This window comes from Luteibacter sp. UNCMF366Tsu5.1, assembly GCF_900119235.1.
GTDB classification, from domain to species: domain Bacteria; phylum Pseudomonadota; class Gammaproteobacteria; order Xanthomonadales; family Rhodanobacteraceae; genus Luteibacter; species Luteibacter flocculans.
Window position 1 is genome coordinate 551,399 of sequence record NZ_FPIS01000002.1, and the last position, 13,648, is coordinate 565,046.

At 64.0% G+C, this 13,648-nt stretch carries 18 protein-coding genes and 3 tRNA genes; 18 read left to right on the forward strand and 3 right to left on the reverse strand.

All coding sequences use genetic code 11. The annotated features are described in order from the left end of the window. Positions 1 to 40 precede the first annotated feature (40 nt). The 5 genes from BT115_RS11625 to BT115_RS11645 all read left to right on the forward strand — a co-directional run bounded on the left by BT115_RS11625 (position 41) and on the right by BT115_RS11645 (position 4,224). A complete protein-coding gene (locus tag BT115_RS11625; RefSeq protein WP_255369412.1) occupies positions 41 to 997 on the forward strand; it encodes a ribose-phosphate diphosphokinase in 957 nt (318 codons plus the stop codon). 80 nt (positions 998 to 1,077) lie between these two features. Continuing rightward, positions 1,078 to 1,716, forward strand: coding sequence for a 50S ribosomal protein L25/general stress protein Ctc (locus BT115_RS11630; protein ID WP_072322762.1), 639 nt, complete (start codon positions 1,078 to 1,080; stop codon positions 1,714 to 1,716). Positions 1,717 to 1,813: 97 nt separating this feature from the next. Continuing rightward, a complete protein-coding gene (gene pth, locus BT115_RS11635) occupies positions 1,814 to 2,392 on the forward strand; it encodes an aminoacyl-tRNA hydrolase (RefSeq protein WP_072322763.1) in 579 nt (192 codons plus the stop codon). A 130-nt stretch (positions 2,393 to 2,522) separates the two neighbouring features. Continuing rightward, on the forward strand, positions 2,523 to 3,614 hold the full coding sequence (gene ychF / locus BT115_RS11640) for a redox-regulated ATPase YchF (protein ID WP_072322764.1): 1,092 nt from the start codon (positions 2,523 to 2,525) through the stop codon (positions 3,612 to 3,614). Positions 3,615 to 3,756: 142 nt separating this feature from the next. After that, on the forward strand, positions 3,757 to 4,224 hold the full coding sequence (locus BT115_RS11645; protein WP_072322765.1) for a MarR family winged helix-turn-helix transcriptional regulator: 468 nt from the start codon (positions 3,757 to 3,759) through the stop codon (positions 4,222 to 4,224). Between the two features lie 3 nt (positions 4,225 to 4,227). Here BT115_RS11645 and BT115_RS11650 read toward each other — a convergent pair whose 3' ends face one another. From BT115_RS11650 to BT115_RS11660, 3 genes are read right to left on the reverse strand one after another with little or no spacing between them, the layout of a single operon-like run. Continuing rightward, on the reverse strand, positions 4,228 to 4,611 hold the full coding sequence (locus tag BT115_RS11650) for an STAS domain-containing protein (RefSeq protein WP_072322766.1): 384 nt from the start codon (positions 4,609 to 4,611) through the stop codon (positions 4,228 to 4,230). Continuing rightward, the gene (locus BT115_RS11655) at positions 4,608 to 5,027 is read right to left on the reverse strand and encodes an ATP-binding protein (RefSeq protein ID WP_072322767.1); all 420 of its coding nucleotides are present in this window, start codon (positions 5,025 to 5,027) and stop codon (positions 4,608 to 4,610) included. The genes BT115_RS11650 and BT115_RS11655 overlap by 4 nt, the downstream gene beginning before the upstream one ends. Further along, positions 5,008 to 6,921 carry a SpoIIE family protein phosphatase gene (locus tag BT115_RS11660; protein ID WP_072322768.1) on the reverse strand — a complete coding sequence of 638 codons (1,914 nt, stop codon included), beginning with the start codon at positions 6,919 to 6,921 and terminating at the stop codon, positions 5,008 to 5,010. The genes BT115_RS11655 and BT115_RS11660 overlap by 20 nt, the downstream gene beginning before the upstream one ends. A gap of 100 nt (positions 6,922 to 7,021) precedes the next feature. Here BT115_RS11660 and BT115_RS11665 point away from each other — a divergent pair, with 100 nt between their 5' ends. The 13 genes from BT115_RS11665 to rpsC all read left to right on the forward strand — a co-directional run bounded on the left by BT115_RS11665 (position 7,022) and on the right by rpsC (position 13,646). After that, positions 7,022 to 7,507: an acyl-CoA thioesterase gene (locus BT115_RS11665; protein WP_072322769.1), complete on the forward strand. Its 486-nt coding sequence runs from the start codon at positions 7,022 to 7,024 to the stop codon at positions 7,505 to 7,507. Positions 7,508 to 7,581: 74 nt separating this feature from the next. Beyond that, positions 7,582 to 7,667, forward strand: a tRNA-Tyr gene (locus tag BT115_RS11670). 17 nt (positions 7,668 to 7,684) lie between these two features. After that, positions 7,685 to 7,758: transfer RNA gene (locus tag BT115_RS11675), tRNA-Gly, on the forward strand. 26 nt (positions 7,759 to 7,784) lie between these two features. Then, positions 7,785 to 7,860 (forward strand) — tRNA-Thr (locus BT115_RS11680). A gap of 63 nt (positions 7,861 to 7,923) precedes the next feature. After that, a complete protein-coding gene (gene tuf, locus BT115_RS11685) occupies positions 7,924 to 9,114 on the forward strand; it encodes an elongation factor Tu (protein ID WP_072322770.1) in 1,191 nt (396 codons plus the stop codon). 447 nt (positions 9,115 to 9,561) lie between these two features. Beyond that, positions 9,562 to 9,873, forward strand: a complete 312-nt coding sequence (gene rpsJ, locus BT115_RS11690) for a 30S ribosomal protein S10 (protein WP_014402136.1) — start codon at positions 9,562 to 9,564, stop codon at positions 9,871 to 9,873. Between the two features lie 20 nt (positions 9,874 to 9,893). Then, positions 9,894 to 10,535, forward strand: a complete 642-nt coding sequence (gene rplC, locus BT115_RS11695) for a 50S ribosomal protein L3 (protein ID WP_072322771.1) — start codon at positions 9,894 to 9,896, stop codon at positions 10,533 to 10,535. A gap of 11 nt (positions 10,536 to 10,546) precedes the next feature. Continuing rightward, the gene (gene rplD / locus BT115_RS11700; protein ID WP_072322772.1) at positions 10,547 to 11,149 is read left to right on the forward strand and encodes a 50S ribosomal protein L4; all 603 of its coding nucleotides are present in this window, start codon (positions 10,547 to 10,549) and stop codon (positions 11,147 to 11,149) included. Next, positions 11,146 to 11,439, forward strand: a complete 294-nt coding sequence (gene rplW / locus BT115_RS11705) for a 50S ribosomal protein L23 (protein WP_046967254.1) — start codon at positions 11,146 to 11,148, stop codon at positions 11,437 to 11,439. The genes rplD and rplW overlap by 4 nt, the downstream gene beginning before the upstream one ends. A gap of 18 nt (positions 11,440 to 11,457) precedes the next feature. Continuing rightward, positions 11,458 to 12,279, forward strand: a complete 822-nt coding sequence (gene rplB / locus BT115_RS11710) for a 50S ribosomal protein L2 (RefSeq protein WP_072322773.1) — start codon at positions 11,458 to 11,460, stop codon at positions 12,277 to 12,279. Between the two features lie 12 nt (positions 12,280 to 12,291). Then, the gene (gene rpsS, locus BT115_RS11715) at positions 12,292 to 12,564 is read left to right on the forward strand and encodes a 30S ribosomal protein S19 (RefSeq protein WP_029213892.1); all 273 of its coding nucleotides are present in this window, start codon (positions 12,292 to 12,294) and stop codon (positions 12,562 to 12,564) included. Beyond that, positions 12,564 to 12,899, forward strand: coding sequence for a 50S ribosomal protein L22 (gene rplV, locus BT115_RS11720; protein ID WP_029213891.1), 336 nt, complete (start codon positions 12,564 to 12,566; stop codon positions 12,897 to 12,899). The genes rpsS and rplV overlap by 1 nt, the downstream gene beginning before the upstream one ends. A 15-nt stretch (positions 12,900 to 12,914) precedes the next feature. Then, a complete protein-coding gene (gene rpsC, locus BT115_RS11725; protein WP_029213890.1) occupies positions 12,915 to 13,646 on the forward strand; it encodes a 30S ribosomal protein S3 in 732 nt (243 codons plus the stop codon). Positions 13,647 to 13,648: the final 2 nt, after the last annotated feature.

Here is a 13,648-nt window from a genome sequence, read left to right on the forward strand (position 1 = left end):
CAAAGACGAACCAACCCACTCTCACGCCAGGAGTTCCTTCGTGGATACGTCCACCCCGATGCTGTTCAGCGGCAATGCGCACCGCGCGCTTGCCGACGATGTCGCCGCTCGTCTCGGTATTCCGCTCGGCAAGGCCCTTGTTGGCCGATTCAGCGATGGCGAGGCGCAGATCGAGATCGAGGAGAACGTACGCAAACAGGAAGTGTTCGTCATCCAGCCGACGGGTGCGCCCAGCGCTGAGAACCTGTTCGACCTGCTGGTGCTGGTGGATGCGCTCAAGCGCGCCTCGGCCGGCAGCGTCACCGCGGTCATGCCGTACTTCGGCTACGCCCGCCAGGATCGCCGCCCGCGCTCAGCGCGCGTGCCGATCACGGCGAAGCTGGCAGCGAAGATGATCGCTACCGCCGGTGCCGACCGCGTGCTGACGATCGACCTGCATGCGGACCAGATCCAAGGATTCTTCGACATTCCGGTCGACAACGTTTACGCCTCGCCGGTGCTCCTGGCCGACATCTGGCGTCATCACAGCATGGAAGACCTGATCGTCGTCAGTCCGGACGTCGGCGGCGTGGTGCGAGCGCGTGCGCTCGCCAAGCGCCTCGACGACGCCGACCTCGCGATCATCGACAAGCGCCGCCCGAAGGCGAACGTGGCCACGGTCATGAACATCATCGGCGACGTGGAAGGCAAGACCTGCGTGTTGGTGGACGACATCGTCGACACCGCCGGCACCCTCTGCGCCGCCGCGGCGGCGCTGAAGGAAAAAGGCGCCCGCAAGGTCGTCGCGTACTGCGTGCACCCGGTGCTTTCGGGCGCCGCGATCGACAACGTGGAGCACTCCCAGCTCGACCAGTTGGTGGTCACCAATACCCTGCCGTTGCGCGACAACGCCCGTAACTGTGCGAAAATCCGTCAGTTGTCGGTCGCGGAACTGCTCGCGGAGACGATCCGCCGCATCGCCTTCGGCGAATCGGTGAGCTCGCTCTACATCGACTGATCCCTATTTTTTCGGGCTCCCCTGGTCGCGGGGGAGTCCTTTACCCACCGCCGCGAGGCGGTTTACTTGAGGCAACACCAATGGCTACCAATCATCAGCTCACGGCTACGAGCCGCAGTGTGGAAGGGAAGGGTGCGAGCCGCCGCCTTCGCATTGCGGGCTACGTGCCGGCGATCGTGTACGGCGCGGGCGAAGCCCCGCAGGCGATCCAGGTCCTCCACAACGACGTGCTGCTCGGCTCGCGCTACGAGTCGTTCTACTCGTCGGTGATCGACCTGACCATCGACGGCAAGACCCAGAAGGTCCTGATCAAGGACTGGCAGAAGCACCCGTTCAAGCAGCTCATGCTGCACATGGACTTCCAGCGCGTTAACGAGAACGAAGCCGTCCGCGTCGCCGTTCCGGTGCACTTCCTGAACCAGGAAAAGTCCCCGGCCGGCAAGACCGCGGGTCTGGTGATCTCGCACAACCTGACGGAAGTGACCGTCTCGTGCCTGCCGAAGAACCTCCCGGAGTTCATCGAACTCGACCTGGCCGACCTGAAGGCCGGCGACATCATCCACCTGTCCGACCTCAAGCTGCCGGCCGGTGTGGAAATCCCGGAACTGGGCCTTGGCAAGGAGCACGACGTGGCCGTGGTCACCGTGGCTGCGATCCAGGAGGAAGTCGACCCGGCAGCCGCCGAGGGCGGCGACGCCTCGACCGAAGAAAAGAAGTAAGGATCCTTGTAGGAGCCGCCATGGCGGCGAGGGAGCCTACCTCACGGCTTCATTGCGCCGTGGGCTTCTCGCCGCTATAGCGGCTCCCACATGACCTATGGCGACACTTCGTCTTATCGTCGGCCTCGGTAACCCCGGGGCCGAATACGTCAGAACCCGGCACAACGCCGGGTTCTGGTGTGTCGATGCCCTGGCGATGGATCAGGGTGAGCGTTGGACCTTCGACGGCAAGCTGCACGGCGAGACCTGCAAGCTGCGCCTCGGTGGCGAAACGGTCTGGCTGTTGAAGCCCGCGACGTTCATGAACAAGAGCGGCATCGCCGTCGCTTCGGCGCTGCGCTACTACAAGATTGCGCCGGAGGAGTGCCTCGTCGCCCACGACGAGCTGGATCTCCCGCCCGGCACCGTTCGCATGAAGTTCGACGGCGGCCACGGCGGCCAGAACGGATTGCGCGACATCATGGCCCACCTGGGTCACGGAAAGTTTCATCGCCTGCGGATCGGTATCGGCCATCCGGGGCACAAGGACAAGGTCACGCCGTGGGTGCTCGGCCGTCCGAGTGCCGCCGACGAGGATGCCATCATGCACGGCATCGGGCGCGCGTTCGACGTGCTGCCGCTGGCGCTGGATGGCAAGTTCGAGGAAGCCATGAAGCGGCTGCATACGGCAGCGTGAAGCAGTGAAGCGTGAACCGTAAGGGAGTGACGCAGGGGTACCTCGCGACGCTTACGGTTCACAGGCCGCGCGGCGGCCGACTTACAGGGCCGAAAGCCCGACTTACTGACATCTAGAGAGCATCGCCCCCATGGGTATCAAATGCGGCATCGTCGGCCTGCCTAACGTCGGCAAGTCCACCCTCTTCAATGCCTTGACCAAGGCGGGCATCGCCGCCGCCAACTTCCCGTTCTGCACCATCGAGCCGAACACCGGCATCGTGCCGGTGCCCGATCCGCGGCTGGACGAACTGGCGGCCATCGTGAAGCCGCAGCGCGTGATTCCCACGACCATGGAATTCGTGGACATCGCCGGCCTGGTTGCCGGTGCCTCGAAGGGCGAAGGGCTCGGCAACAAGTTCCTCGCGCACATCCGCGAAACGGACGCCATCGCACACGTGGTGCGCTGCTTCGAAGACGGCAACGTCATCCATGTCGCGAACAAGGTCGACCCGATCGCCGACATCGAAACGATCGACACCGAGTTGGCGCTGGCCGATCTGGAGTCCGTGCTGAAGGCGCTCGACCGCGCCACGCGCTCGGCGAAGGCGAACGACAAGGACGCGCTGGCACGCAAGCCAGTGCTCGAGAAGCTCGCCAAGGCGCTCGATCAGGGCAAGTCGGCACGTTCCGCTGGCCTGGATGCCGAGGAAAAGGCACTGGTCCGCGACATGTTCCTGATCACGATGAAGCCGCTCATGTACATCGCGAACGTCGCGGAAGATGGCTTCGAGAACAATCCGCACCTCGACGCCGTGCGCGCTCGCGCGCTGGAAGAGGGTGCCGAGGTGGTGCCGGTGTGCGCCGCCATCGAGGAAGAACTGTCCCAGCTGGAAGACGCCGACCGCGACGAGTTCCTGAAGGATCTCGGTCTCGAAGAGCCGGGCCTCAACCGCGTGATTCGCGCGGGTTACCGTCTGCTGGGCCTGCAGACCTACTTCACGGCTGGCGTACAAGAAGTCCGCGCGTGGCAGGTTCGCGCCGGCTCGACGGCACCTCAGGCCGCAGGCGTCATCCACACCGATTTCGAGCGCGGCTTCATTCGCGCCGAAACGATGGCCTACGACGACTTCATCAAATACAAGGGCGAGCAGGGCGCGAAGGAAGCCGGCCGCCTGCGCCTGGAAGGCAAGGAATACCTCGTCAAGGAAGGCGACATCCTGCATTTCCGCTTCAACGTCTGAGGCACCCGACCGGCTTTCGCTGGAAGCCGGTCGTTTTCCAGATAGTTTCTGCGCCACCGGCAGGGCGCGCCTAGCGTTCCTGGCGCCTCAGGGCGCAATTGAATCGCTTGCAATCGAATAGTTCGGCCCCTACATTGGCCTCATGAGCAAGCCGTTGCTACCCCAGGGTGTCGAGCCGCCGCGTACCGTCGATGGGCAGCTCTGCTTCGCCCTCTATTCGGCGAATCTGGCGATGGGCAAGCTCTACCGCCAGTTGCTCGCCAAGCTCGAACTCACCTATCCGCAGTACCTGGTGATGCTGGTGCTCTGGGAGCGTGATGGCATCACGGTGTCCGAGTTGGGCGATCGCTTGTTTCTCGACTCCGCGACACTTACGCCCCTGCTGAAGCGTCTACAGGCCGCCGGCCTGGTGGAGCGCACGCGCAGCACGCAGGACGAGCGCCAGGTCATCGTCACCCTCACCGACCAGGGCAAGGGGCTGCGCGAGCAGGCGGCGCAGGTGCCGGTGGATGTGTTCTGTGCGACGGGCTGTGAGATCGACGAGCTGCGCAGCCTGAAACATCAGTTGGAAGTGCTGCGCAGCAATCTCGTTGGCGACATGCGCGACTGAGGCTCAGCCCTGCGGCGAGGTCATCTGCCGCTGCATGTGATCGAGATACTGATCGAGTTCGCCCACGTTGGCGAAGACCTCTGCTACGGGCACTGCCTTCACGATCTCGAAGACCTTTTTCACCTGCGGCTGCGGGTTGAGCAGCAAGGTGCGGCCGTCGCGGTCGTGGAGTTGGCGGCGCAACTGGGCCAGGCTGCGCAGGCCCGCGCTACTGATGTATTCCAGCGCCGAAAGATCGATGACCAGCGTGCCGCCGTTGTCCACCAGTGGCGTGATGTCGCGCATGGCTTCATCGAATGCGGCAAACGTCGCGGCATCCAGGCGCCCTTCGAGCCATACGGTGCTGCGGTCGGTCGCGGGGCTTTCGCTGCGGACGATGAGGGTCATGGCGCGGACTCGTCGGAAGGATCGAAGCGGATGACGACACGGTTGCCGTGTTCGTCGCGTGCATAGTGAAAATCGCTGGCGATGCTGCGGGCAAGGTGCAGGCCCAGTCCGCCGATATCGCGCTGGGCGATGTCGCCAGGCAGGTAAGGCGGTTCGTGTTGCAACGGGTCGAAAGGCATGGCGTCGTCGCGCAGTTCGAGGTGGACCACGTCGGCATTCACTTCAAGAACAATGTCGATGCAGCCGTCGCGCCCGTCAGGATAGCCATGGCGTACGGTGTTCACCAGCAACTCCTCGAGCACGAGGCGCACGTCGGCGCGGCACGAAGGCTCCACGTCCGCGCGGTCGAGTGTGCCTTCCGCCCGGTCCAGTGCGAGGAACACGTCCTCGAGGCGGTTAGGAATGCGCAACCGCATCGAGCGGAACTCCCGTAGCGTCGCTGTCGTGCCAGGTCAGGGCGAGCACGGCGATGTCGTCATAGGCCGGTGCGCCGTCGATATACGCGTCCACGTCGCCAAGCACCTGCGCGACGTACGTCGCTGGCGCGGCGCCGCCCTCGACGCGCGCAACGCTGTCGAGGATCGCAGGGGTGCCGTAAAGGCGCTGGTTTCCCGCATGCGCCTCGCTGACGCCGTCGGTATACATGAGCACGGTGTCGCCCCCTAGCAGGCTGAGTACGCGCACAGGGTAGCGCGCATCGCGGTCGAGGCCGAGCGCCGGGCCCGTCTCCATGTCCACGAGCGTGGCCGTACCGGCGGCATGAAGCACCGGCTGCTCGTGGCCGGCGCTGGCGAGGGATAGCAAGCCGGTCTCCGTTTCGATCACGCCGCAGAGCAGGGTGACGAACATGCAGGTGTCGTTGCCTTTGCAAAGCTCCCGATTCAGCGCGCCCAGTACATCGCTTGGCGAGCGCGCCTGGGTGGCGAGCGTGCGGGCGAGGGTAATTGTGCGCGCCATGAACAACGCGGCGGGAATGCCCTTGTCGGACACGTCTCCGACCATGACGCAGACATGGCGGGCACCCAGGGTGAAATAGGTATAGAGGTCGCCGCCGACCGCACTGGCAGGGCGCAGCGCAGCGCTCACTTCGACGCGGCCGCCGGTCGCCAGCCAGTGTGGTTCCGGGATCAGGGCGAGCTGGATCTGCCGGGCGATTTCCAGCTCGCTCGCCATGCGCTCCTGCTCACGGGCGACCCGCTTGGCGCTGTCGATGTGTCCGGCCAACTGGTGGCGCATCTGGTCGAACGCTCGCGTCAGTCGGCCCACTTCGTCGTTGCGGCGTACGTGCGGCAGCGCGAAATCGAGCTTGCCGCGGGCGACGTCCTCGACGCGTTCGGAAAGCACGACCAGCGGGGCCATGAGGCGCCGGGTCATCACCAGGGCGATCAGCGAAACGCCCGCGAGCGCGAACAGCCCAAGGAGGATGTCAACGGAGTAGGTGCGGCGCAGGTCGGCGAGCAGCTCGCGCTCGGGCATGGTGAGGCCGAACGTCCAGGTCGTGCCGGGGATCGGTACGAAGTACACCCATACCGGTTCGCTGACGCGCCCGCCCATCTCGGGCGTGATCCGCACCGGGTTGTGCCGTTCGCGGATGGCGGTGAGCAGGGGTTTACTACCTCGTGTGCCCACGTAGGACGTCCAGTCGTGGGCGAGAAATTCGCCACTGGCGTCGATGACGAAGGCCACCGCATGGTCCGGCTTACTCAGTGCGCCCAGCATCTGCTGCAGCCAGGCGAGGCTGATCGTGGCGTCGGCGACGCCAATCACGGGGATGGTCTTGCCAGGAATGGCGACGGAGTAGCCGACGAGCGTGTCCTGCCGACCGACCGTGTGAAAAGGCGGCTGCCAGCAACCTCTGTCGCAGTTGAGGCCGCGAACGAACCAGGATGAGGTCCAGTAGACCTCCGGATCGTCCAGGCGGCTACCCATGCGCACGGTGCCGTCGGGCGCGCGCCGCGCTACGGGGGCGTCGGCGGCCCGAGGCGCGGAGGTATCGCGCGGTACGAAGGCGGCGCTGATGTCCACCAGTTCCGGGTTCACCACCAGGGCGTCGTGGATCAGGGCTGGCGCTTCGTCGCGCCGCGTCGCCAAGACGCCGGCGAGCACCTGCGACACCTTCGCTACCCCTTCGATGCGACCCTGGATGCGCGTCGCGGCCCATCCTGAGACGGCGGCGGCATGCCGTTCGGTCTGCTTGAGAACCTGTTCGCGCGTATGGGTGAGCAGCAGGCCGCCTGTGACGATCAGAACGATCGCCGACCCCAGGAGCACACCCAGGGCGAGTCGCGTGGCGACGCTGCGAAAGACCATCGGGCGACTCCGGGGGATATGCAGCGCAATCTAAGCCCGGCCGGGCGACCCGACAAGCTGCCGGGACGCCATAATGTGATTTTTCCCAGCAAGGTAGGCTATGTCCGGCACCCAGCGCGAAGTCGAATTCCGTTTCCTCGCCCAACCCACCGACGTGAACTTCGGCGGCAAGGTTCATGGCGGAATGGCCATGAAGTGGCTCGATCAAGCGGGGTATGCCTGCGCGGTCGGTTGGAGCGGCGCATATTGCGTCACGGCCTCGGTGAGCGGTATCCAATTTCTCGCGCCTATCTTGATCGGCGACCTGGTCACAGTGCGCGCTCGCTTGATCCACACCGGCACGTCGAGCATGCATCTGGCCGTGGACGTGCTGGCGCGTGACCTGCGCAGCGGTGAGGAGCGACTGGCGACCAGCTGCGTGATGGTCTTCGTGGCCCTCGACAAGCCCGATGGCGGCAAGCCCACGCCCGTGCCGCCCTGGAAGCCCGTCGAAGAGAAGGACATTCGCCTGCAGGAATACGCCATGAAGCTCATGGAAATGTCCCGCGCGATGGAGCCGTTGGTCCTGGCGACTCGCCAAGCCTGATCGAGCCCACCTTTTAAGTGTGCAGAAGTTGTTGACAGCTTCGAGGGCGGTCGCGACAATAGGCGTTCTTTGTTGGAGGAATACCCAAGCGGCCAACGGGGGCAGACTGTAAATCTGCTGGCTTACGCCTTCGGTGGTTCGAATCCACCTTCCTCCACCAGACGAGTTCCGCGCAGTGCGGGAGTAGTTCAATGGTAGAACTTCAGCCTTCCAAGCTGATTGTGCGGGTTCGATTCCCGTCTCCCGCTCCATTGTTTCTACGCGCGTTGCGTCACGTGCTCATGTAGCTCAGTCGGTAGAGCACTTCCTTGGTAAGGAAGAGGTCGCTGGTTCGATTCCAGTCATGAGCACCATCTTCGTCGTCCGCGGCGGTTCCTTTTTTTATATCTCATTGGCTCCAGCGGAGTTTAACGCTCATGGCAAAGGGTAAGTTCGAACGTAAGAAGCCGCACGTCAACGTCGGCACCATCGGTCACGTCGACCACGGCAAGACCACGCTCACGGCTGCCCTGACGAAGATCGGCGCCGAGCGTTTTGGTGGCGAGTTCAAGGACTACGGTTCGATCGATGCGGCGCCGGAAGAGAAGGCGCGCGGCATCACGATCTCGACCGCACACGTGGAATACGAATCGCCGAACCGTCACTACGGTCACGTCGATTGCCCGGGCCACGCCGACTACGTCAAGAACATGATCACCGGTGCCGCCCAGATGGACGGTGCGATCCTGGTGTGCTCGGCCGCTGACGGCCCGATGCCGCAGACCCGCGAGCACATTCTGCTCTCGCGTCAGGTCGGCGTGCCGTACATCGTGGTGTTCCTGAACAAGGCCGACATGGTCGACGACGCCGAGCTCCTTGAGCTGGTCGAGATGGAAGTCCGCGAGCTGCTGTCGAAGTACGAGTTCCCGGGCGACGACACCCCGATCGTGCACGGTTCGGCGCGTCTGGCGCTGGACGGCGACCAGTCGGACATCGGCGTGCCGTCGATCATCAAGCTCGTCGACGCGCTCGACAGCTGGATTCCGGAGCCGGAGCGTGACATCGACAAGCCGTTCCTGCTGCCGGTCGAAGACGTGTTCTCGATCTCCGGTCGCGGTACCGTGCTGACCGGTCGTGTCGAGCGCGGCATCGTCAAGGTGGGCGACGCGGCGGAAGTCGTGGGCCTGCGCGACACCCAGACCACCACGGTCACGGGCGTTGAAATGTTCCGCAAGCTGCTGGACCAGGGTCAGGCCGGTGACAACGTCGGCGTGCTGGTTCGCGGCCTGAAGCGTGAAGACGTCGAGCGCGGCCAGGTGCTGGCCAAGCCGGGTTCGGTCACGCCGCACACCGAGTTCGAGGGTGAGGTGTACATCCTCTCCAAGGACGAGGGCGGTCGCCACACCCCGTTCTTCAGCAACTATCGTCCGCAGTTCTACTTCCGTACCACGGACGTGACCGGTTCGATCAAGCTGCCGGAAGGCACGGAGATGGTGATGCCGGGTGACAACGTGAAGATCAGCGTCACGCTGGGCTTCCCGATCGCCATGGACGAAGGTCTGCGCTTCGCCATCCGCGAAGGTGGCCGCACCGTCGGCGCCGGCGTGGTCGCTAAGATCATCAAGTAAGCAACATCTCCCTTCGGGGAACGAAAAGGCGGGGGCGAAAGCCCCCGCCTTTTTTTGTCTTCCGTCCTCGCGGGGCTTCCATTCCGTGGAGTCTCCCGCTATACTCCGCTGGCTAACACTCCCGAGCGTCTATAAAACGACCTCGGACCACGCGAAATGAGGCGCACGGAATGTGCTTCGAGTTCGCAGGCAAGGATGCCGAATAGGATAGCAACGGGCCGCGGGGCGCAAGCTCTGTTGACCCATATTGTTGCTTATTCTATACTTTTCTGTCTGGGCAGGCCGTTATTGCGGTCTGCCCGACTTTTTCGGGTCGTTTTGGACGGTTTTGTGCCGTTCCTGGCGGCCCGTTGCGGCACCTGCAGTACCAGCAACAAGGGTTGTGCGGAGTGGCGAGAAGCCCCTCCGAATCACAAGAACGTTCTTTCGATAACAGGACACGGTTTTATGGCGAACCAAAAGATTCGCATTCGGCTCAAGGCGTTCGATCATCGTCTGATCGACCGTTCGGCCAGCGAAATCGTCGAGACGGCCAAGCGCACTGGCGCGACGGTGCTCGGCCCGATCCCGCTGCCGACCAAGATTGAGCGCTACACCATTCTGGTGTCGCCGCACGTCGACAAAGATGCCCGCGACCAGTACGAGACTCGTACCCACAAGCGCGTTCTGGACATCGTCGACCCCAACGACAAGACCGTGGACGCGCTCATGAAGCTCGATCTCGCCGCCGGCGTCGACGTGCAGATCAAGCTCGGTTGAGCGGACTAAAGGATACGAAGATGAGTATCGGACTGGTTGGCCGCAAGTGCGGCATGAGCCGGCTCTTCACCGAAGACGGCCGCTCGATTCCGGTGACGCTGATTGAAGCGACCCCGAATCGCGTGACGCAGGTGAAGACCGAAGAGAATGACGGCTACAGCGCGGTGCAGGTCACGGCCGGCGCGAAGCGCGCGTCGCTGCTGACGGCTCCCGCGAAGGGCCATTACGCGAAGGCCAAGGTTGAGCCGGGTCGCGGTCTGTGGGAGTTCCGCCTCAACGCGGACGACGCAGGCAAGTACGAAGTCGGCGCCGAAATCACTGCCGAAGCCGTGTTCACCGTCGGTCAGACGGTCGACGTCGCCGGCGTGTCGAAGGGTAAGGGCTTCCAGGGCACCATCAAGCGTCACCATTTCAAGATGGGCGACGCTACCCACGGTAACTCGCTGTCGCATCGCGCCCCGGGCTCGATCGGTCAGCGTCAGACGCCGGGTCGCGTGTTTCCTGGCAAGAAGATGGCGGGCCACATGGGTGCGGTCAATCGCACCGTGCAAGGCCTCGAAGTGGTCAAGGTCGACGCCGAGCGTCATCTGATCGCGGTCAAGGGCGCAGTCCCTGGCGCGACCGGTGGCGACGTCGTGATCCGTCCGACGACCAAGGGTTGAGGAGAGACGCCATGGAACTGAATGTTATTGGCGCCAAGTCGCTCACCGTGTCGGACGACGTGTTCGGCGGCGAGTACAAGAAGGCCCTCGTGCACCAGGTCGTCACTGCCTACCAGGCTGGCGGTCGTGCAGGCACCAAGGCGCAGCTTTCGCGCGGTGAACTGTCGGGTACCACGAAGAAGTTCAAGAAGCAGAAGGGCGGCGGCGCCCGTCACGGTGACTACCGCGCCCCGATCTTCGTCGGTGGTGGTGTCACGTTCGCGGCCAAGCCGCGTAGCTTCGAGCAGAAGGTCAACCGCAAGGCGTATCGCGTCGCGATCCGTTCGATGATCGCCGAGCTGAACCGTCAGGGTCGCCTGAAGGTCGTCTCGGAACTGTCGATCGACAAGCCCAGCACCAAGGGCATGATCGCCAAGCTCGCCGAGCTGGAAGTCAAGGGTCGCGTGCTGCTGGTGTCGGAAGACGCCACCGAGGCGCTCTACCTGTCCGCCCGCAATATTCCGTATATCCACGTCGTCGACGTGCTGGCCCTGAATCCGGTCAGCCTGGTCGGCAGCGACTTCGTCGTCATGACGGTGGACGCGGTCAAGAAGGTCGAGGAGTGGCTCGCATGAGCACCGAACGCACGCTCAACACGCTTCGCGCGCCGCACATCTCCGAGAAGTCGGCTCGCCTTGCTGAGAACAACCAGTACGTTTTCGTCGTGGCGCCCGAGGCGACCAAGGCCGATGTCCGTGCAGCTGTGGAACACCTCTTCGACGTCAAGGTCGTGGACGTGAACCTCGTGAACACCAAGGGCAAGGTCAAGTCGTTCCGCTTCCGCACTGGCAACCGCCAGGGCAAGCGTAAGGCCTACGTGCGCCTCGCCGACGGTCACACGATCGACGTGTCGGCCAAGGCCTGAGCCAGGAGTTGAATTGAGATGGCACTGATCACTCACAAGCCGACCTCCCCGGGCCGCCGCGACGCAGTCAGCGTGCGGACCGAAGGTCTGCACAAGGGCGCACCTTACGCGCCCCTGACCGAATCGCAGTCGAAGACCGGCGGTCGCAACCATTACGGTCGCATCACCACGCGTCATCGCGGCGGCGGTCACAAGCAGGCTTACCGCATCATCGATTTCAAGCGTGACAAGGAAGGCATCGCCGCCGTTGTCGAGCGTCTGGAATACGATCCGAACCGCACTGCGCACATCGCGCTTCTGTGCTACGCCGACGGCGAGCGCCGCTACATCATCGCGCCGAAGGGCGTGGCGGTGGGCGATCGTCTCGTGTCGGGTTCCGACTCGCCGATCAAGCCGGGCAACTGCCTGCCGCTTCGTTCGATCCCCGTCGGTTCGACGATCCACTGCATCGAGATGAAGCCGGGCAAGGGTGCGCAGATCGCGCGTTCCGCCGGTGCTTCCGTCCAGCTGGTTGCTCGCGAGCAGGGTTACGCCACGCTGCGTCTTCGCTCCGGCGAAATGCGTCGCGTGCCGGTCGAGTGCCGCGCCACCATCGGTGAAGTCGGTAACTCGGAGCACAGCCTGCGCAAGCTCGGCAAGGCCGGCGCCAAGCGTTGGAAGGGCATTCGTCCGACCGTCCGCGGCGTGGTCATGAACCCGGTCGACCATCCGCACGGCGGTGGTGAAGGCCGTACCTCCGGTGGCCGTCATCCGGTCAGCCCGTGGGGCACGCCGACCAAGGGTTACAAGACGCGCAACAACAAGCGCACCCAGCAGTTCATCGTGCGTCGTCGCAAGTAATAGGAAACGATCATGCCGCGCTCTCTAAAGAAAGGTCCGTTCGTTGACCTGCACCTCGTAAAGAAGGTGGAAGCCGCCGTTTCCGCCAACAACAAGCGTCCGATCAAGACCTGGTCGCGTCGCTCGATGATCCTGCCGGAGATGGTCGGTCTGACCATCGCCATCCACAACGGCCGCCAGCACGTGCCTGTGTTGATCAACGAGAACATGGTCGGGCACAAGCTCGGCGAGTTCGCGGTGACCCGCACGTACAAGGGCCACGCCGGCGACAAGAAGGGCAAGTGATGAGCACCGAAGCCAAAGCGATCCTGCGCAGCGCCCGCATCTCGGCGCAGAAGGCACGCCTGGTGGCCGACCTGGTCCGCGGCATGCCCGTGGGCCGGGCGAGCGACGTGCTTGCCTTTACCAACAAGAAGGCCGCACACCTTGTTCGCAAGGTGCTGCTCTCCGCCGTCGCCAACGCCGAGAACAATCTCGGTGCCGACGTGGACGAGCTGAAGGTGGCCCGCATCTTCGTGGACGAAGGTCCGGCGATGAAGCGTATGTACGCCCGCGCCAAAGGCCGCGGCTCGCGCATCCTGAAGCGCACCAGCCACATCACTGTGGTTGTCGGCAACTGACTGGGGTAAGAAACGATGGGTCATAAAGTTCATCCCACCGGTATCCGCCTCGGCATTGCCAAGGACTGGAACTCGAAGTGGTACGCCAACAAGGGTGAGTACGCTCAGTACCTCGCTGCCGACCTCAAGGTCCGCGAGATGCTGCGCAAGAAGCTCGCCGCCGCCGGTATCTCGAAGATCCAGATCGAGCGCCCGGCCAAGACCGCCCGCGTGACGATCCACACCGCCCGTCCGGGCGTGGTGATCGGCAAGAAGGGTGAGGACATCGAGAAGCTGCGCAAGGAAGTCACCGACATGATGGGCGTCCCGACGCACATCAACGTCAGTGAAGTCCGCAAGCCGGAACTCGACGCCCAGCTCGTCGCCGAGTCGATCGCTCAGCAGCTCGAGCGTCGCATCATGTTCCGCCGCGCCATGAAGCGCTCGGTCGGTAACGCGATGCGCCTCGGTGCCCTCGGCATCAAGATCAACGTCTCCGGCCGTCTGAACGGTGCCGAGATCGCGCGCTCCGAGTGGGCTCGCGAAGGTCGCGTTCCGCTGCACACGCTGCGTGCGGATATCGACTACGGCACCGCCGAAGCCAAGACCCAGTACGGCATCATCGGTGTCAAGGTATGGGTCTACAAGGGCGAGATCTTCGATCTGGCGGCCGCTACGGCCGAGTCGAAGGAAGAACAGCAGCCTCAGCAGTCGTCGCGCCGCGAGGGTGGTGAAAACCGCCGCGAGCGTGAGCGCGCTGCCAAGTAAGG